Source organism: Leeuwenhoekiella sp. LLG6367-2.1 (assembly GCF_045055775.1).
Classification (GTDB): domain Bacteria; phylum Bacteroidota; class Bacteroidia; order Flavobacteriales; family Flavobacteriaceae; genus Leeuwenhoekiella; species Leeuwenhoekiella aequorea.
Genome location: NZ_CP159331.1, coordinates 1,689,975 through 1,708,280 on the forward strand (window position 1 = coordinate 1,689,975; position 18,306 = coordinate 1,708,280).

Annotated in this window: 19 protein-coding genes; 6 read left to right on the forward strand and 13 right to left on the reverse strand. The window is 36.1% G+C overall.

The genetic code is table 11. The features are described from left to right. The first annotated feature begins 56 nt into the window (after window positions 1–56). Genes ABVM53_RS07720 through ABVM53_RS07730 form a run of 3 tightly spaced genes read left to right on the forward strand, consistent with a single transcriptional unit; the run spans window position 57 to window position 3,247 of the window. Window positions 57–641 carry a hypothetical protein gene (locus ABVM53_RS07720; RefSeq protein WP_405330789.1) on the forward strand — a complete coding sequence of 195 codons (585 nt, stop codon included), beginning with the start codon at window positions 57–59 and terminating at the stop codon, window positions 639–641. A gap of 12 nt (window positions 642–653) precedes the next feature. Further along, window positions 654–1,151: a nuclear transport factor 2 family protein gene (locus tag ABVM53_RS07725; RefSeq protein WP_405330790.1), complete on the forward strand. Its 498-nt coding sequence runs from the start codon at window positions 654–656 to the stop codon at window positions 1,149–1,151. 32 nt (window positions 1,152–1,183) lie between these two features. Further along, window positions 1,184–3,247, forward strand: a complete 2,064-nt coding sequence (locus ABVM53_RS07730; RefSeq protein WP_405330791.1) for a M13 family metallopeptidase — start codon at window positions 1,184–1,186, stop codon at window positions 3,245–3,247. A gap of 50 nt (window positions 3,248–3,297) precedes the next feature. On the opposite strand, the gene ABVM53_RS07735 is transcribed toward ABVM53_RS07730, so the two are convergent. Then, on the reverse strand, window positions 3,298–3,939 hold the full coding sequence (locus tag ABVM53_RS07735) for a hypothetical protein (protein ID WP_128756222.1): 642 nt from the start codon (window positions 3,937–3,939) through the stop codon (window positions 3,298–3,300). Window positions 3,940–4,039: 100 nt separating this feature from the next. Between ABVM53_RS07735 and ABVM53_RS07740 the strand changes: the two genes are divergently transcribed. Beyond that, on the forward strand, window positions 4,040–5,365 hold the full coding sequence (locus ABVM53_RS07740; RefSeq protein WP_371455302.1) for an aspartate kinase: 1,326 nt from the start codon (window positions 4,040–4,042) through the stop codon (window positions 5,363–5,365). Between the two features lie 83 nt (window positions 5,366–5,448). Here the strand turns inward: ABVM53_RS07740 and ABVM53_RS07745 are convergent, their stop codons facing one another. Both ABVM53_RS07745 and ABVM53_RS07750 read right to left on the reverse strand, forming a co-directional pair. Further along, complete coding sequence (locus ABVM53_RS07745) at window positions 5,449–6,249, reverse strand: SDR family oxidoreductase (protein WP_405330792.1); 801 nt, start codon at window positions 6,247–6,249, stop codon at window positions 5,449–5,451. A gap of 22 nt (window positions 6,250–6,271) precedes the next feature. Beyond that, the gene (locus ABVM53_RS07750; RefSeq protein ID WP_405330793.1) at window positions 6,272–8,578 is read right to left on the reverse strand and encodes a M20/M25/M40 family metallo-hydrolase; all 2,307 of its coding nucleotides are present in this window, start codon (window positions 8,576–8,578) and stop codon (window positions 6,272–6,274) included. 135 nt (window positions 8,579–8,713) lie between these two features. Here ABVM53_RS07750 and ABVM53_RS07755 point away from each other — a divergent pair, with 135 nt between their 5' ends. Further along, window positions 8,714–9,175, forward strand: a complete 462-nt coding sequence (locus ABVM53_RS07755) for a CBS domain-containing protein (RefSeq protein ID WP_405330794.1) — start codon at window positions 8,714–8,716, stop codon at window positions 9,173–9,175. 5 nt (window positions 9,176–9,180) lie between these two features. On the opposite strand, the gene ABVM53_RS07760 is transcribed toward ABVM53_RS07755, so the two are convergent. Further along, the gene (locus ABVM53_RS07760) at window positions 9,181–9,528 is read right to left on the reverse strand and encodes a hypothetical protein (protein ID WP_128756227.1); all 348 of its coding nucleotides are present in this window, start codon (window positions 9,526–9,528) and stop codon (window positions 9,181–9,183) included. 113 nt (window positions 9,529–9,641) lie between these two features. Next, window positions 9,642–10,163 carry a hypothetical protein gene (locus ABVM53_RS07765; RefSeq protein ID WP_405330795.1) on the reverse strand — a complete coding sequence of 174 codons (522 nt, stop codon included), beginning with the start codon at window positions 10,161–10,163 and terminating at the stop codon, window positions 9,642–9,644. Window positions 10,164–10,455: 292 nt separating this feature from the next. On the opposite strand from ABVM53_RS07765, the gene ABVM53_RS07770 reads away from it, so the two are divergent. Next, window positions 10,456–10,788: a single-stranded DNA-binding protein gene (locus ABVM53_RS07770; RefSeq protein WP_371455296.1), complete on the forward strand. Its 333-nt coding sequence runs from the start codon at window positions 10,456–10,458 to the stop codon at window positions 10,786–10,788. Window positions 10,789–10,794: 6 nt separating this feature from the next. On the opposite strand, the gene ABVM53_RS07775 is transcribed toward ABVM53_RS07770, so the two are convergent. The 8 genes from ABVM53_RS07775 to ABVM53_RS07810 form a co-directional block, all read right to left on the reverse strand. After that, window positions 10,795–11,187 carry a DUF2752 domain-containing protein gene (locus tag ABVM53_RS07775; protein ID WP_405330796.1) on the reverse strand — a complete coding sequence of 131 codons (393 nt, stop codon included), beginning with the start codon at window positions 11,185–11,187 and terminating at the stop codon, window positions 10,795–10,797. Beyond that, window positions 11,168–11,437, reverse strand: coding sequence for a CD225/dispanin family protein (locus tag ABVM53_RS07780; RefSeq protein ID WP_405330797.1), 270 nt, complete (start codon window positions 11,435–11,437; stop codon window positions 11,168–11,170). The genes ABVM53_RS07775 and ABVM53_RS07780 overlap by 20 nt, the downstream gene beginning before the upstream one ends. Window positions 11,438–11,551: 114 nt before the next feature. Continuing rightward, window positions 11,552–13,465 carry an acetate--CoA ligase gene (gene acs / locus ABVM53_RS07785; protein WP_405330798.1) on the reverse strand — a complete coding sequence of 638 codons (1,914 nt, stop codon included), beginning with the start codon at window positions 13,463–13,465 and terminating at the stop codon, window positions 11,552–11,554. A 183-nt stretch (window positions 13,466–13,648) separates the two neighbouring features. Continuing rightward, the gene (locus ABVM53_RS07790; protein WP_405330799.1) at window positions 13,649–14,050 is read right to left on the reverse strand and encodes a VOC family protein; all 402 of its coding nucleotides are present in this window, start codon (window positions 14,048–14,050) and stop codon (window positions 13,649–13,651) included. A gap of 136 nt (window positions 14,051–14,186) precedes the next feature. Further along, complete coding sequence (locus tag ABVM53_RS07795) at window positions 14,187–14,723, reverse strand: hypothetical protein (protein ID WP_405330800.1); 537 nt, start codon at window positions 14,721–14,723, stop codon at window positions 14,187–14,189. A gap of 102 nt (window positions 14,724–14,825) precedes the next feature. Further along, a complete protein-coding gene (locus ABVM53_RS07800) occupies window positions 14,826–15,728 on the reverse strand; it encodes a histone deacetylase (protein WP_405330801.1) in 903 nt (300 codons plus the stop codon). Continuing rightward, complete coding sequence (locus ABVM53_RS07805) at window positions 15,721–17,853, reverse strand: Tex family protein (RefSeq protein ID WP_405330802.1); 2,133 nt, start codon at window positions 17,851–17,853, stop codon at window positions 15,721–15,723. Before ABVM53_RS07805 ends, ABVM53_RS07800 begins: the two co-directional genes overlap by 8 nt. 174 nt (window positions 17,854–18,027) lie before the next feature. Next, entirely contained in the window at window positions 18,028–18,285 is a 258-nt protein-coding gene (locus ABVM53_RS07810; RefSeq protein ID WP_405330803.1) for a GIY-YIG nuclease family protein, read from the reverse strand. Window positions 18,286–18,306: the final 21 nt, after the last annotated feature.

The window sequence follows — 18,306 nt, forward strand, 5'->3', positions numbered from 1 at the left end:
TAAGCTCCTTGTGAAAGGGGCTTTTTTTATGGAAACCTTTGTGTATTTTTGAGGCTATGAGATTTATATTAATTCCCTTTCTTATAGTACTGCTTACTTCGTGCGAGGATAAAAAAGAAGTTACTGTTGATCCACGCTTAGCGACAGATACGTTAACGATCAAAATGCAGCCTCAGTTAAAACAGGAAATTGTATTGACGCCCGTTGCCCAACAGCGTATTGAGGTCTGGGAAGACTTTAAAGCATTAACAGACTATGTAAAGGCTTTAGATACAATAAAGCTTATAAATCTTCGGAAGCAGGGTGAAGAATGGATTAAAGTCGCTGGGAATGCTCAGAAAGATCCTAATGATAGTATTGTTAATAGTGCCATTCAATCTCGATTAACAGTTTTCTTTTCAAAAACAAACACACTTGTTCAAGAAGCATCAAAAATTAATGTTGATACAGCTTTAGTGAACAAAGAGGCAACTGAATATTATAATGCCTTTCAAAATTTAAAACTGCAGATCAATTTAAAGTATCAGGAGTCTATTGAAGAATTACTGGAAAAATATCAGATAAAAGCAGATTCATTATCTACAAAACGTGATACGACAACAGCTGTGCAATTGTCATCAAACCCTCCTCGCAAAAACTAAATATATTCAAGTATGAAACTACGAATACTACTTTTATTTTTACCGTTGATTTCTGCAATAACTTTTGGGCAAAATCAAACCGAAATGGCAATTAATAGTCAATTAGAAAGTTGGCACCGGGCTGCAGCAGAAGCAAATTTTGATGCATACTTTGAAAATATGACAAGTGATGCTGTATTTATAGGTACAGATGCTGAAGAAAACTGGCAAATAGAAGAATTTAAATCTTATGCAAAACCTTATTTTGAATCAGGAAAAGCGTGGAGTTTTAAAACATTAGAACGTACTATTTATCATCCTAAGAAATCTAAAGTTGCTTGGTTTGATGAGCTTTTAGAAACACAAATGGGTATATGTAGAGGTTCTGGCGTGATGCGTTTAGAAAATAAAATCTGGAAAGTACAGCACTATGTACTGTCTATAGCTGTGCCTAATGGGGATGTAAGTCAACTTACAGATCTCAAGAAAGAACACGATCAAGCGCTTATCACGAAACTAAGGGCTAACTAAATTAAAATAACCACAAATTTTTTAAATTATATATGAATAAAATTGCACGAATGATACTCCCTGTTTCACTGGGAATATTGAGTTTAACATCCTGTAAGGATGAAGCTAAAAAGCAAGATACTGCAGAATTAAAAATACCTGCTTTAGATCTTGCAAATATGGATACTTTGGTAAAACCGCAAGACAACTTTTACGATTTTGTAAATGGAAATTGGATGCGTAATACAGAAATTCCGGAAGAAGAATCTACTTGGGGAGGCTTTAGCGTACTGCGCAAAAAAACTAGAGAAGATGTTCTAGCGATTATTGCAGACGCTCAAAAAGAAAATAGTTATGGTCCCAAAACAGATCAAGCAAAAGCATTAGCTCTTTATGAAGGACAGTTAGATACTGTTGCTCGTAATGCTGCTGGTTTAAAGCCGCTTCAGCCTGCATTAGAAAGTATTGCAGCGATCACATCTGTACAAGATATTCAAAAGGTAGGTCAACAGCGTAATGGTGTGGTTTCTCCTTTCGTAAACTTCAGTGTATTTTCAGATTTTTCTAACAGTAAAATGAACTCAGGGTATATTGCTCCGGGGAGATTAGGTTTGCCAGATCGCGATTATTATGTAGAGCAAGATGCAAAATCAAAAGAAATACGTGAGCAGTACAAAGAATATATTAGCTGGGTGTTGCAATATGCCGGAGATGACGAAGCGACTTCAAAAGCAGAGGCCGATCGCATTTTAGCACTTGAAACTAAATTAGCAGAACCTAGACTGGACAAAGTTGCTCGCAGAGATGCTCGCAATATGAATAATCCACGAAGCGTTGCGCAACTTCAAAAAATGACTTCAGCAATTAACTGGAAAACCTATTTTGAAAATCAAGGTTTATCAAAAGAAGTTGATACGGTAATTGTGTTACAACCTAAATATATGCAGTCATTACAAACTGTTTTAGCAAAAACAGCTGTTGATGATCTAAAATTACTAATGAGATGGACAACTCTTAACTCGTGGTCAGATGCTTTAACTACAGAGCTAGAATATGCAAACTGGGAGTTTTACAGTAAAACACTTAATGGAACGCCAAAACAGAAACCTGCAGATGAGCGTGCATTAGAAACTGTAGATAATACTTTAGGTGAGGCTCTAGGTAAATTGTACGTAGATAAAGTATTTCCTCCGGAAGCAAAGGCAAAAGCCGAGGCGATGATTGATAATATAAAAGATGCGTTTAGAGATCGTATTAACAACCTGGAGTGGATGACAGATTCTACTAAACTTCAGGCAATTGATAAGTTAGACAAGTTTACAGTAAAAATAGGCTATCCAGATAAGTGGGAAGATTATTCAAAATTAGAAATCAGCGCAGATAAAACGTATTTTGAAAACTTATTAGCAGCAGGTTCTTGGGCAGAAGATAAAAATAATGCAGATTACAAAGAGCCGGTAGATAAGACTAGATGGGGAATGTCTCCTCAAACTGTTAACGCCTATTTTAATCCATCATTTAATGAGATTGTATTTCCGGCGGCTATTTTACAACCTCCATTTTACAATTATCAGGCCGATGAAGCAGTAAACTATGGTGGGATTGGAGCTGTAATTGGTCACGAAATTTCACATGCTTTTGATGATAGTGGTTCACGATTTGACGGTGATGGTAATTTAAAGAATTGGTGGACAGATGAAGATTTATCTGCGTTTTCTGAGCGTAGTGGAGCTTTAGCAGAACAGTACAGCGCCATAGAAGTAGCAGACAGTCTTTATATTAATGGTAAATTCACATTGGGTGAAAATATCGGTGATTTAGGTGGATTGCTTGCTGCATACACAGGATTGCAAAAATTCTATGAGAAGAATGAAAAACCAGGACCTATAGATGGTTTTACTGCAGAGCAGCGTTTTTTCATTAGCTGGGCAACTATCTGGCGTACAAAAATGCGTGATGATGCTTTAAGAACACGTATTAAGACAGATCCACATTCTCCAGGTATGTATCGTGCTTATGTACCACTTCAAAACATAGATGCTTTTTACGAAGCTTTTAATATTAAAGAAGGAGATGCAATGTTTGTACCGGTAGAAAAACGAGTACGAATCTGGTAAATATATTAGAATTATTTAAAAAACCCGAAAGCATCGCTTTCGGGTTTTTTTTATCCTTTAATTTCATTTATAAGTGCAAATGCCTGATTAACGTATTCTTTCTCGAGGAATAAGGTAAAATAATTTGATGTTGAAATGGCTTCAAAAATTGGTATTCCCTCATAAGCCAGCAATTTGAAAATATAAAAATAAAGACCTACTGTTTTTGAGTTATTAACAGGCAACGCTATAGATAAGGAAGACAAATCATGCTTTACCATCACGCAGGTTTCATTTGCAAAACAATCTTCAACAAGTTTAGTGAGATCATTAGACACCAGAATGTTACTTTCATGAAATGTGCTGGAGTATGTTAAATAGGCCTTCGGAATATTTTTTGTTTGCTCAAGCAATTTAGACTGACTCTCTAAAATTGTATTCGAATTTAAAAAGGTGAAGTCTGTGATACCACTACGTACAACAATATCTCCCAGATCTCGCATCACCCGTTCATCTAGTCTTTTTTGTGGGTAATACCGCCGCAATGCCATTACGATAGATCCTACATTAACCTTTTTACCAAGCTCTTTTTCAATTCTAGGCTGAAAATCTTCGGCTAGAGCGCTATAGTTTATAATCTTACGCATAAGAGCGTCTTCAGTATAAGGCTGGTGTTTTATAAGCTGCTCGACTACAGAGGTGATTGTTTTCAATGTTATATATTTAACAATTTGTACAAATTTATATAAAATTGTTGAATTTTTTTCAGTCTTCTTTTTTTCGGTTTAACTATGCAGCACTAAATTAATGAAGATGAATGTTTTAAAATTTGGCGGAACTTCTGTAGGAAGTGCTCAAAATATTAGAAAAGTTGTAGAGATACTTGCGGTAACAGAAAGTCCTAAGATTGTAGTGTTATCTGCAATGTCTGGAGTTACTAATTTACTTGTAAGTCTTAATCAGGCAAGCATAGATAAAAATACTGCACGTATTGATGAGGTGATCGAGCAATTACGCGCAAAACACAATGAGGCTATAGATGATTTATTTACAGCAGAAAATCAAGCATCAGCTCGGGCGCAAATCGATGAGTTTCTTATAAATATAGATAATGTAGCGCGAGCCGGTCGTACTCTAACTACCTATGCGGAATTAGTAACCTACGGGGAAACAATGCTTACTTCTTTGTTTTCTAGGTTTCTAACACAAGAAAAAGTGGCTAATGTATTGCTTGATGCAAGTACATTTATGAATGTAGGATCTGTAGAAAACCCTAATATTGAAGCAGTATCACAAGCGTTGTTACCGCAATTAGAGCAAAACCCATCTCAATTATATATTACGCAAGGTTTTGTATGTCGTGATGAGCGAGGTTCTTTGGCAACGCTAAAACGTGGAGGAAGTGATTTTAGTGCGACTATCGTAGCCGCAGCTGTATCTGCAGAAGGAGTGCAGATTTGGACCGATATTGATGGACTACATAATAACGATCCTAGATATGTTGAGGGTACAAATCCTATAGAGCATTTGACGTATAATGAAGCTGCAGAGCTTGCTTATTTTGGAGCAAAAATCCTGCATCCGCAAACGGTAGCACCTGTTATTGACAGAGATATTCCCGTATGGTTAAAAAATACATTTGAGCCTTCTGCTCCAGGAACAAAAATATCAAATGAGTACCATAACCGCGGACTCAAAGCTATCTCGGCTAAAGATGGTATTACTGCAATAAAAATAAAATCTAACCGAATGCTAGGTGCTCACGGTTTTTTACGCACCATATTTGAGGTGTTTGATCGCCACGAGACTTCTATAGATATGATTACAACTTCGGAAGTTGCAATTTCATTAACTATTGATGATTCCAGTCATTTAAAAGCAATTATTACAGAGCTATCTGTAATTGCAGAAGTGACTGTTGAAGAAGATCATAGTATCATTTGTATTGTAGGAGAAAACCTTATAGCAGATCAAGAATCTTACAAAGCTTTCGGAATTCTAAACTCTATTCCTGTGCGTATGATTGCCTACGGAGGAAGCAATAATAATATTTCACTTCTAGTTCCTACTCGTGAAAAAATAAATGCCCTACAATTTCTAAATGCGCAATTGTTTCAGTTACAAGAAACAGTAGCTTAAAACGCTGTTAGTTAGTGTTAGCCTTTCTTCTGACCAACCAGAAGAATTCCTTGAAAACCCGGTATGTGCTTGCCGGGTTTTTTTTATAGATTTTTCTGAAAAGAATATCCGAGTACAGACTTGATATTTGTTGAATCTACCTGCTTATACACATGTTCTTCTTCTGAGTTGTAATGAGGGGGTTCTAAGCCTAATTGCTCAGCTTGTGTCGTATAATATGCTTTCTTAGATGGGTGTTCTGGATTCACGGCATTGAAGATATGCCCATAAGCGTTTTTATAGATAACAGCTAAAATAATACCTATACAGTCCTGGCGATGTATCATATTTACAGGTGCATCTCCATTTGTTAAGCCGGTTCTTCCTGCGAGATATTTTACCGGATTTCTACTTCCGCCATACAGCCCTCCAAAGCGTATTACCGTATTGTCACTTGTAGATGACTTAAAGAACAGCTGTTCTACTTCTAGAAGTTGGTTGCCTTTAACGTCTTGCGGTTTAGGCACATCTGCCTCGGTCACTACACCTTGGGAGTCATCATAAACACCAGTACTACTAATCAAGATAACTTTTTTAACTAATGCATTTTCAACTGCATCGAGTAATTGAGCCATTCGAAGTGCGTGATTATGACCTGTGTTACGACGTAATCCTGGCGGAATAAGAACAATTAAAATATCTACGTTAGCCAAAAAAGTAGTTATCTCACCGCGTATTTCATCTTCTGCAATTTCTACTTGATATACATCAACTCCATAAGAAGCTAATTGTGCTTTTTTTTCTTTAGAGGTTACAGAACCTTTTACAGTATGACCTAATTCTTGTAATTGAACAGCTAGCGGCAAACCTAACCATCCTAAACCCGCTATTGCAATCGTACTCATAATCTAAAGTGTATAAAGCCGTTTAATAATTAAAATGCTGAATTGTAATGAGCGCATCTGTATTAACAAAAGGCATTGGCATTGTATTTATAGGCCGCGAAGGTAAGTTAAAGTCTGTGTTCTCTAAAAGATCATAACTATAATCAAATAGGGTAAAGTCGAGCGCAGCTTTAGATTCTGTTACCAGTTCTACTTCTAATGGCTCTCTATTTGTGAGTCTATAACTTAATAGGTAATCAGAATTTCTATTATTGAGAACGTTGGTTTCACCATTTTCAGGTTGAACTTCCTGCCCATTAAAACGTACTGTATTTAGAACTACATTTTTTGATAAAAATAAAACCATATCGTTCACATTGCGTTGTGGGAATACACTAAAATTTAGAAATCGCTTTCCATCTATAACGGTGTCACGAGATGTATAGACTTGTGATGGTGCAATAAATTTTTTAGGAGCTTTCTTGGCAAAAGTGAATTTACTGCCATATTTTCCTGATCCCGAAGTGTTAAAAATTTCTGATGCAACTTCTGGGTTTTCTCCTAGTGTTAATTTTAACCAGTCATCTAGATGTGTATTATAGGTTGCGTAAAAGGTGTTTCCGCTATCTACATCATATATATAATTTAGACTTGTTGGAAACGGGCGATCTTCTGTAAAATCTGACTTGGCATACGCCGAAATAAAAGCACCAATACTTACAAGCGCAAATGCGATGGCAAGTTTAGCTTTCATTCTATAATAGCCAATTACCGGAAGCAATAAGCCAAAAAGCAGAACAGTTAACATTAGGGCTGCAACCAGCATTTTTAAACCCAATCCTACTGGAAATTCTTTAATGTAGTGCGCTACAATAAATATAGCTGGAGCACAGAGAAGTGTTAGAATAAATAAGTTGGGTTTGCCGCTTTGCAAAATTACAAAAACAGCTAGTAATCCAAAATAAACCGGAATTACAAAAAAGGAAGCGCCTTCTAAATAAATACCTACACCCGTGGCAATTAATAACCAAAAAAATAACGGTGCAAAACTTAACGATGCAGCATCATTGGGTTTATAAAAGAAATAATAAACAGCAAAGGTTATAGCGATCATTAGCGCCACAAAACCGGTTAATAATTCATAACCATTATAAGGAAAACCTTGTAAAATATCTGCCTGTGCAGGGTCTATAGCTAGGATTAAGTTCCATCCAAGACTTAGAATGTAGCCTACAATTAATGATATTATTAAAGGTAAGAAGCCGCGACCAATAGCAATAAGTTTAAGTTCTTTTTTCTTTACTGCATATATCAGTAGAGCTATAAATAGAATCCACGCACCCACTAACATAGGTAGTATCCAGCTAAATGGATAATACATCATTTTTAGTAGGGGCATATTAAAGTAAACATAATCCTCTTCTGCTTTTAAATTGAGATTTGCGTCTTTAAAGTAGTCGAGTAGTGCTGTCAAATATCTTCCTTGATGTTCTAATGAAGCAGGATCTAAACGCGAAGGAATATCATTGGCCGTATGGTAATCAAAATGATCACCAATAAATGCAAAAAAGAAACCATCGATGTCTCCATCTTCACGTAACACTGTAGAATCTGTATCATTAGGTAGAAGCTTGTAAACGCTATACATTAACGAGTTTGCAAAAGGATGAGAAGGATTAGCTTTTGCAAATGCTTTGATAAGAGCTCCGTTTCCGCCATTTGTTTCAACAATCATGTTAGAGGGGCCACCGCTGCCGCGAGCTTCAAAATTGAGGGCCAGGTCAATATCTTTTGCCCATTTATGCTTATTTACAAAAATAGAAGCCCCATTGAGACCTAATTCTTCAGCATCTGTAAAGAGAATAATTATATCATTTTTTGCCTTTTTACCTTGTGCTTTAAAGGCACGCACAGTTTCTAAAATTGCAGCTACTCCGCTTCCAGCATCACTGGCGCCACGTGATTGCGTATGTGGAGCACTATCATAGTGGGACATTAATAATAATGTTTGTCCAGAACCATCGCCGGGAATTTTTGCAATAATATTTTCAGCTCTGCTTAAAGCTCCCCATCCCGGTTTATACGCAAAATCACTTTGAAGTTCTACCTCGAGACCCATAGCAGTCAATTGTTGAACTATATAATCCTGAACTTCTTTATGGGCAGGCACCCCTACACTGTGAGGATGCTGAGCAAGAGAGTCTACATAACTCATAGCTCGGGTAGTTGAGAACTGTGTTAATGGCGTTTCAGCTCCAGAAATAGAGTGTGGTTTATGAGTAGAAAAACTATAATAGAAAAGGCCTAACAGAAGTAAAAACGAGAGAATTGCAGCGTAATTAATTTTCATATATCTAAAATGAAGGATAAAGGTAGTTGGATTAGGCATTATGCACAATATTTAAAATTAGCATATAGAGCTTAAAAAAAGGAGTTCGTGATTTCCAAAAAAATAGGTAACTTAAGGAATCTAAAATCTAATCATATGGGAATCAAGAGTTTTATGGGCAAGCGCTCAAAGGTCATTGTAGATGAAGTAAATATTACGGTAGCAGATTATATGACTCGGAAATTAATAACATTTACTCCAGACCAATCTATTATGGAGGTTATGGAAAAACTTATTAAAAACCGAATCTCTGGTGCGCCTGTTGTAAATGAAAATAATGAGCTCTTAGGAGTTATTTCTGAAGGAGATTGTATCAAGCATATATCTGATAGTAGGTATCATAATTTACCTATGCTTAATGCCACTGTAGGACAAAATATGGCTATTGATGTAGAAACAATAGATGCTAATATGAATGTTTTTGATGCAGCTCGTTTTTTTATTGAACGTAAGCATAGACGGTTTCCCATTGTTGAAGATGGAAAACTTGTAGGCCAAATAAGTCAAATGGATGTTATAAAAGCGGCATTGCAACTTAAAGGAGCTACCTGGAAGTAACTGTTTTATTTACGCTTTACCAATGCGTAAAAGTCTCCATCTAAAGGAAGATAACCTTGATCGTACACAAAGAAATAAGTTGTGCCGGCTTTTGTGGTATAAATACTCGTGAATAACTCAAAATCAAAACCAGCAAGAACTAGTTTTTCTCTAGTGGTTTTGGTTTTAGTATCAGGATTTAGTTTTTCTAATATTCTATAATTCTTGCGTAACTTATTATTGGTATTACGCACAAGATTCTTGCTGTCTGTATTTAATTTGTTATTAGCAGAATTTCTACATGCATCACTACAATACTTTTTATCTGCTCTGCCTATAATTTTATCACCACACTCTGGACAAGTCTTCTGCATAAATACTAAGTTTTTTACTAAAATAAGATTTTAGTATTTGACAGTCAGTTTGTTGTGTGTTAAATACGGTTATTAGTTTGAGGTATTAAAATATTAGACGTTAGTAAAAATTACTAACGTCTAAACACTAATGCCTTTCCATAATTATCTCGATCTCCCGCTGCAAAAATCATCAGATTTTCTTCTAGTTCTACTAATTGTAAACTAAAGAATATCGATTTTGTTACTTCATCTAATTCGGCATTTTTCGCATATTGAATATACACACTTTCATTATCTTCATTAAATATATAAGTAACAATAGTGTTTTCAGTTTGTGTATCATCTGCAAAACAATTTACGTCTCCAGATATAACATTTACCGCTCCATCTTCTAAAAAGGTATACTTCTCATCTATAAAACACGCATTGTCAGAATTTAATGATTTTGAATTGTAATTATTGTAATGTGCTTCTAGATTCCAACTTGTAGAGTCACCATTATGAATGACTTCTAGATCCTGTAACGTGTAAGATACCTTATAATTTATATTGTTATCATCAGTTGAACAGGCTGTAAAAACGACTGTAAGTAGTAGTGTATATAGTAGAGAATATTGTTTCAACCTTATCATAACAATGAGTTTTTTGAGCATTTAATTAAAATTTAAATATATAGTTAATAGTTAGCTTACGTATAACTACTTCTAATTTTTAGTGCACCATGATTTTGATGTGAAGTAGAAACTAGAGATGGTATAAAATATGATTGCAAATGATTGTAAGCGTTTACAATCGACAATAAACGTAAGTAACTGATTAATAAACGAGTGATTCTCTTAGGTACTTCATCTTTGCAGTGTCATTAAGTTGCAATGCTTACAGCTTACTGAAATAAGTATTCGCTTTTGCGAAAATAAATTAACTGTTTAACGAAAAACACAAATCATGAGCACATTAAGAAACAAAGTACAGTTGATCGGAAATTTAGGTAATGATCCTGAAATCGTCAATTTAGAATCAGGTAAGAAACTGGCAAAATTCAGTATCGCTACTAATGAGAATTATAAAAATAACAAAGGAGAGCGCATTACCGATACGCAGTGGCATAATGTTGTTGCCTGGGGTAAAACAGCAGAATTAGTAGAAAATTATGTTGCTAAAGGTAAAGAGATTGCGATAGAAGGTAAACTTACCTCTAGATCATATGAAACTAAACAAGGTGAAAAACGGTATATCACAGAAATCGTTTGTGACGAATTATTGCTTTTAAGTAAATAGATTTTTTTAAAACGTTAGATTTCTAAAAATCCAGAACGTAAAGATTATTCCTAGAATACACCAGATAGCTGTGGACCCAAAAAAGCGCTTTCTAATATTCAATAATTTTTTACTCAATGGTTTTTTAAACTCTAAAAAGAGTCCAAGTAAAACATAGGGCATTGCTAATAGCAGTAACGCATTTTGTTTAAAAGCATTTACAAAATGGCCATTTAAAAGATTATGTACGGCACGTTGTGAACCACATCCGGGGCATTGCAAACCAGTAAGTGATAAGAAAGGACACTTTGGAAAATAGGAATGCACTTCTGGGTTGTAGGTTTTATAAAATACGAGTAAACCTAAACCCAAAAGTGCAAAACCTATATAATAATATGTTTTAGTATTGACTTCCGACAAAGCCTAACATAGTACCTATAAAAGCTAACAAAACAACAAGCACTCCCAGAGCAGCGCTTATAAGTGTCCACTTTTTTGCATTTGCTGAAGCGCGTTCTGCACCTTCTAGATCTCCCTGAGCAAATTTTGATTCCACTTTAGCAGCGTTTACAATTCCTGCAATACCAAATGGTAAGCAACAGAATATTGTGGCTAATATAGATTCTACCAACCAAGATTTAGGAGGGTTTTGATTGTTAATAGTATTCATGCTGTGTTTGATAGGTTAGTAAATGACTAAATTAATAATTCTTTTAGAAGAGCGCATTTAATTAAAAGTAAAGTTGTTAAAAACTTCAGTTTATAACTGATTATAACCAGCTTATTAGCTGCTTATAACATTTTCCATTAACTCTTCAACAATTTCGGGATTTAATAAAGTACTTGTGTCGCCCATATTTGAAGTGTCGTTCGACGCAATTTTACGTAGAATACGACGCATTATTTTTCCGCTTCGCGTTTTTGGTAAACCACTCGTAAATTGAATTTTATCCAATTTCGCAATGGGTCCAATACGATCAGAAATTAACTGATTTATTTCTTTTCTAAGATTGTCTTGATTACGGGTTTCTCCGGTTTCTTTCAAAATCACGTAACCATAAAGCGCGCTTCCTTTAATCTCATGAGGGTAACCCACAATTGCACTTTCTGCTACAGCAGGGTGTTCATTAATTGCATCCTCAATAGGTGCAGTTCCTAGATTATGACCACTTACAATTACCACATCATCAACGCGTCCTGTAATTCTATAATAACCCACACTATCACGCAAAGCCCCATCACCTGTAAAATACATTCCTTTATATGCAGAAAAGTAAGTTTCTTTATAGCGCTGGTGATTATTCCAGATTGTACGAGCCATCGATGGCCACGGAAATTTTATACAAAGACGTCCATCTACTTGATTGCCTTTTATTTCTTTGCCTTCTTCATCCATTAAAGCAGGTTGTATTCCAGGTAATGGTAAAGTAGCAAAAGTGGGAATTGCCGGTGTAGAGTAGGGAATAGGAGAGATCATAATCCCTCCGGTTTCAGTTTGCCACCACGTATCAACAATAGGACATTTTTTCTTACCTACGTTCTCGTCATACCAGTGCCATGCCTCTTCATTAATAGGTTCACCCACGGTACCTAAAATCTTAAGACTTGATAAGTCGTATTTCTCGACATATTCTGTTTTCTCTTTTGCAAGGGCACGTATGGCAGTTGGAGCCGTATAAAACTGCGTTACTTTGTGTTTCTCTACAATTTCCCAAAAACGACCATAGTCGGGATAACTTGGAACACCTTCAAACATAACTGTCGTGGCTCCATTTGCTAATGGCCCATAAACAATATAACTATGACCAGTAATCCAGCCGATGTCTGCTGTACACCAGTACACATCATCTTCTCTATATTGAAATACATTTTTAAAGGTAAAAGCAGCGTAAACCATATAACCGGCAGTGGTATGAACCATCCCTTTAGGGGTGCCGGTAGAACCAGAAGTATATAAAATAAATAATGGATCTTCAGCATCCATTATTTCTGGTTGGCAAGAGGAAGAAGCATTGTCCAGTAAAGGTTGCAACCAGATGTCCCGACCGTTTTGCATAGAAATATCGGTTTCAATACGCTTCACCACCAGCACATTTTCTATAGACTCACAATTTTCTAATGCGGCATCCACTATTCCTTTTAAATCAATTTTTTTATTTCCTCGGAAAGATCCATCGCTAGTAATTAACATTTTACACGAAGAATCATTAATACGAGTAGCTAGTGCTGTTGATGAAAAACCTGCAAAGACTACAGAGTGAATAGCTCCAATACGTGCACAAGCTAGTACTGAAACAGCCAATTCTGGAATCATAGGCAGATAAATACATACGCGATCGCCTTTTTTTACCCCTTTATCTTTCAGTACATTCGCCATTTTACAAACTCGCTCGTGGAGTTCGTTATAACTTATATGTTGTGCTTTTTCAGTAGTATCATTGGGTTCAAAAAGTATAGCAGTTTTGTCTCCTCGGGTTCTTAAGTGCCGGTCGATGCAATTTTCGGTAATGTTTAATTTTGCGCCTTTAAACCATTTAAATTCCGGTTTTTCAAAATCATAACTTAAAACTTCATCCCATCGTTTGTGCCACAAAAAGTGTTCTTCGGCAATTTCTTCCCAGTAACTTTCTGGATTGCGCACAGATTTACGATAAACTTGAAAATACTCTTCTAAGTGTTTTATGTGATAATTACTCATGGAGGCTAATAATTGTAGTTGTAACCTTTAAAATTACTAAAACGTTGTCGATTTAGAGGTAAGTATTAAGTCTGCTTATGATAAATATAATGAGACTTTTTACAATTATTTTTGAATATAGAGCGAATCAAACTGATTATCAGCAGGTAAGATGATAAGGTGAATTTTTCTTCAAAAAATCACTTAGATGGCATTATTTACTTCAATCCAATAGCCATCGGGATCTTGAAAATAAACCTGAGCAATACCATCTTTGCGAATGTAATCTTTTGTTGGGGTGCCACGCCAGTCTGAATATTCGATATTTAAATCGTTGAGGTGCTGTATAAATACATCTAAATCTGATGTAGAAAGCGCAAAATGAACAGCTTTATTGGTTTTGATAATGGCTTCGGGTCGGGGTATGATATGAAGTTGTCTTCCTTCTCCTATTTCTAGCCAGCGCGTATTAGACGAGGATGCAGTATTTTCAATTTCAGGAAATTGAAAAATGCTTTGATAAAAGGCTATAGAATTAGTCACATCCTTGACAGATAATGCTATATGATTAAATTTAAAATCGAGCACAAGATTTAATTTACTCAAATGTCGGTAATATTTTTTAACTTTTTAGGATGGGATTTTCTATACCTACTTATCTTGATTATGCATTGCAGTACTACATAAAATAAAAAACCCGATGCAGCACATCGGGTTTTTGTTTTAAATTTTAAAACTGCTGTTAGATAGCATCTACAACTACATTTACTTTTGCTTTAACGCGTACAACAAATGTCACCGGTGACGCAGATACTGTTCCGGTTGCAAGAATAGAAGCAGTTGCTCCACTTCTTAAATCTGCTTCAAATGCGCTTATAACATCTTCGTCAACTTCAATTTCATAAACGGTTCCAGCCTCGGCTGCAGCGGTAAGGTTAACAAAGTCGCTCTCTGAATAAGAGAACCATGGGAAACTACTACTGGCTATTGAAAACTCTCCGGTAGCAATTACATTTTCAGTCCCGCTAACACTTATAATTTGATAGGTTAGGCTTTCAATTTCAATATTTTCAATTTTATCAAGATTGTCTTGAACATTTTCATCATCAATACTTACAGAAAGTGATTCTGAAAATGTCTCTCCCTCCGTTACTACAATAGTAAAATCTTCAGAAATTTCAGTATCAACTTCAATTTCAGTTAAATCATCAACTGCATCGCATGAGATTAGAGAAGTAGCTAAAATAAAAAGGGCAAAAAAGGTTTTTAAATTTTTCATATCAAATAGGTTAAGTGATTTGCAAAATTAAAATTAATATGCTGAATATCACTGTTTTAATTTAAATATGGGGAAAAACACCCAACGTTTTAAGTTAATTGACTAAAAATAAAGAGCTTGAGCAAGCCTATACGTATTGGCGTGTGCATCAATAATAGTCTTTATTTGAGGAGAATAACCACCACCCATACTTACTTGAACGGGTATTTCACTATCGCGAAAACATTCTAGTGCAAAACGATCACGCTCTTTGCAGCCTTCTACTGTACAAGAAAGTCGTCCCAATTTGTCGGTTTCTAAAATATCAACTCCACTTAAGTAGAATATAAAATCTGGATTTACTTTCTTAATCAATCCCGGTAAGGTTTCTTTTAGCAATGCTAGATAAATGCGGTCGTCACTTTTGTCTGGCACTGCAATGTCGAGATCAGAAACTTCTTTTTTAAACGGATAATTACCTGCGCCGTGCATGCTAAATGTAAACACCGAATCATCTTCCTGAAAAATTTCTGCCGTACCATTGCCTTGATGTACATCCAGATCTACGATTAGAATCTTTTGAGCCAACCCCTTAGCCTGAAGGTAGCGCGCTCCAATCGCTTGGTCATTTAATAAACAAAAGGCTTCCCCGTGATCGCTGTAAGCGTGGTGAGTACCACCTGCAATGTTAAAAGAAATACCATTTTCTATAGCATATTGACAGCCCAGAATCGTTCCTTGAGCGATGATTTGTTCACGATCTACCAATTCTTGAGACAGCGGAAAACCATTTTTGCGTATCGCTTTTCGGTCTAGATTGAGTTTCTTTAAATTATCTACATACGCTGCAGTATGAACAGCTTTAAGATATTTTTCCTCAGGAAAACCAGGTTCAAAAAAATTGGCTTCAGTGCAGGTGCCTTCGTGCAAAAGTTGCTTTGGGAGCAAATCATATTTTTCCATCGGGAAGCGGTGTCCTTCTGGCAATGGATGTTTGTAAATGGGATGATATGCGATTTTAAGCATTGAGCTTATGCAGTTTGAGTTGGATACGCTTCCGTGGTATATCTACCTCCAGCACCTTTACAACTACGTGTTCTTGTAAGGTTACGTATGCATTTACATCGCTTACAAAACCATCAGCAAGATTAGAGATATGAATCAGGCCGCTTTCTTTAATTCCTATATCTACAAAAGCACCAAAATTAGTAACATTATTCACAATACCTGGAAGCAGTTGACCCACCTCCAGATCTTCAATTTTGCGTATATTTTGATTAAAAGTAAATGCCTTTGCTGGTTCACGCGGATCAAGACCGGGTTTTTCAAGTTCGTCAAGAATATCTTTTAACGTTGGTAGGCCTACTTCATCGGTCACATAATCTTCGAGACTTAACTCTTTTAAAATGGTTTTATTTCCCACGAGATTTTCTACGGAAACTTTCAGTTTTTTAGCCATTTTTTTGACCAATTCATAACGTTCAGGATGCACAGCAGAATCATCGAGCGGGTTCTCGCCATCTTTTATTCGTAAAAAGCCACCGGCTTGTTCATAAGCTTTAGCTCCTAACCGCGGAACGTTTAAAATCTCTTTCCGCGAAGTGAATGCTCCTTTTTCATCTCTATATGCAACAATATTTTCAGCAAGTTTAGGGCCTATTCCAGAAACATAACTCAATAAGGGAACACTAGCTGTATTGATATTTACGCCCACGGTATTTACGCAACTTTCTACAACGCGGTCGAGCTCGCTTTTTAGTTTTAATTGATCAACATCGTGCTGATACTGTCCTACGCCAATAGATTTTGCATCGATTTTCACTAACTCTGCAAGCGGGTCTGCCAGGCGACGCCCTATAGAAACGGCGCCACGTACCGTCACGTCATAATTAGGAAATTCATCACGGGCAATTTTAGATGCTGAGTAAATAGAAGCGCCGGCTTCACTCACTACAAAAACATCTATATTTCTATTGAATTGCATGCGTTTGATAAATTGTTCGGTTTCCCGACTAGCAGTTCCATTACCTATAGCAATCGCTTCAATCTTGTGTGCGTCGACCAGAAAACTAATTTTACGCATTGCACCTTTTGTGTCGTTTTTAGGAGGATGCGGATAAATGGTTTCGTTGTGTTTCAATCCGCCATTTTCATCTAAACAAACTACTTTACAACCTGTTCTAAAACCGGGATCCAGAGCGAGAATGCGTTTTTCGCCCAGTGGCGAACCTAATAGCAGCTGGCGTAAATTTTTTGCAAAAACTGAAATCGCTTCATTGTCTGCCTTCTCTTTCGCAGCACTTAAAGACTCATTACTCAATGCCGGAAAAAGTAAGCGTTTGTAAGAATCTGCAATTGCCATTTGAATCTGCTCTGCACAGGCATTATTAGATTTTATAATGCGATTCTCGATATTCTGCAAGGCTTTATCGTTATCAATGTCTACCTTCAATCGTATAAAACCCTCTTCTGCAGCACGCATTAACGCTAAAAACCGATGTGAAGGAATACGCGCTAATGACTCGTCCCACTCAAAATAATCTTTATATTTCTGTGCTTTTTCTTCGTCTTTTTTAGACTTGACAACTTTAGTTGTGATCTGTGCGTGGCGCTCTAATTGATTACGTAGATAATTACGAATATCTGGACGCTCATTTACCCATTCTGCAATTATATGTCGTGCCCCTTCAAGAGCCGCATTTTTAGAAATGGTATCATTTTGAAACTTAAAAGCAGCAGATTCCAGATCATTTGCGTTCTGTGCCATTAAGATTTTTGCAAGAGGCTCCAGACCATTTTCACGTGCCGTGTCTGCTTTAGTTTTTCGGGTTTTTTTATAGGGTAAATAAATATCCTCAAGTGCAATTAAATCACTCGTGTTGCTAATTTGCTTTTTGAGTTCTGGAGTTAACGCTTCTTGTTCTGTAAGCGCTTTTAGTATGGCAGCTTTTCGTTTTTCTAAAGCCTCAAACTGCTCTTTGAATGTTACAATTTCACCTATTTGCACCTCATCAAGATTTCCGGTACGTTCTTTTCGGTAACGAGAAATAAATGGAATAGTAGCATCTTCATCAAGTAACTGCAAGGTGTTTTTGATGCTGTTTTCCGGAAGGTTTGTTTGAGATAGGAGGTAGGAGAGGATTGCGGACATTTAGATTATTTATGATGTAAATGCATCTCGACTGCGCTCGATGTGACACAAATATAAATTATGAAGTAGTAATGTCATGTCGAGCGCAGTCGAGACACTACTCTGGTTTATACTTATAATGGGTTACATTTCTATATTCGGCCAGAATTTGCAATAAATTGTGATCTCCATTGATTAATGCAGTTTTCTTTTTTGCGCTCCACTTTTTATTTTTTTTTCAAAGTGTATAGCCTGATTGACATCACTAAAATCTTGCGAAAAAACCAAGTTTAAAGGTCTTCTTTTGAATGTATAGCTCTCAGTATTCAGTCCAGAATTATGTTGATTTATACGGGATTCTATGTTATTAGTCAACCCAGTATAATAAGAGCCATCTGAACATTTTAATATATAAACAAAATACGTTTTCATATTTAAAATTTTAGATGACATCTCGACTGCGCTCGATGTGAC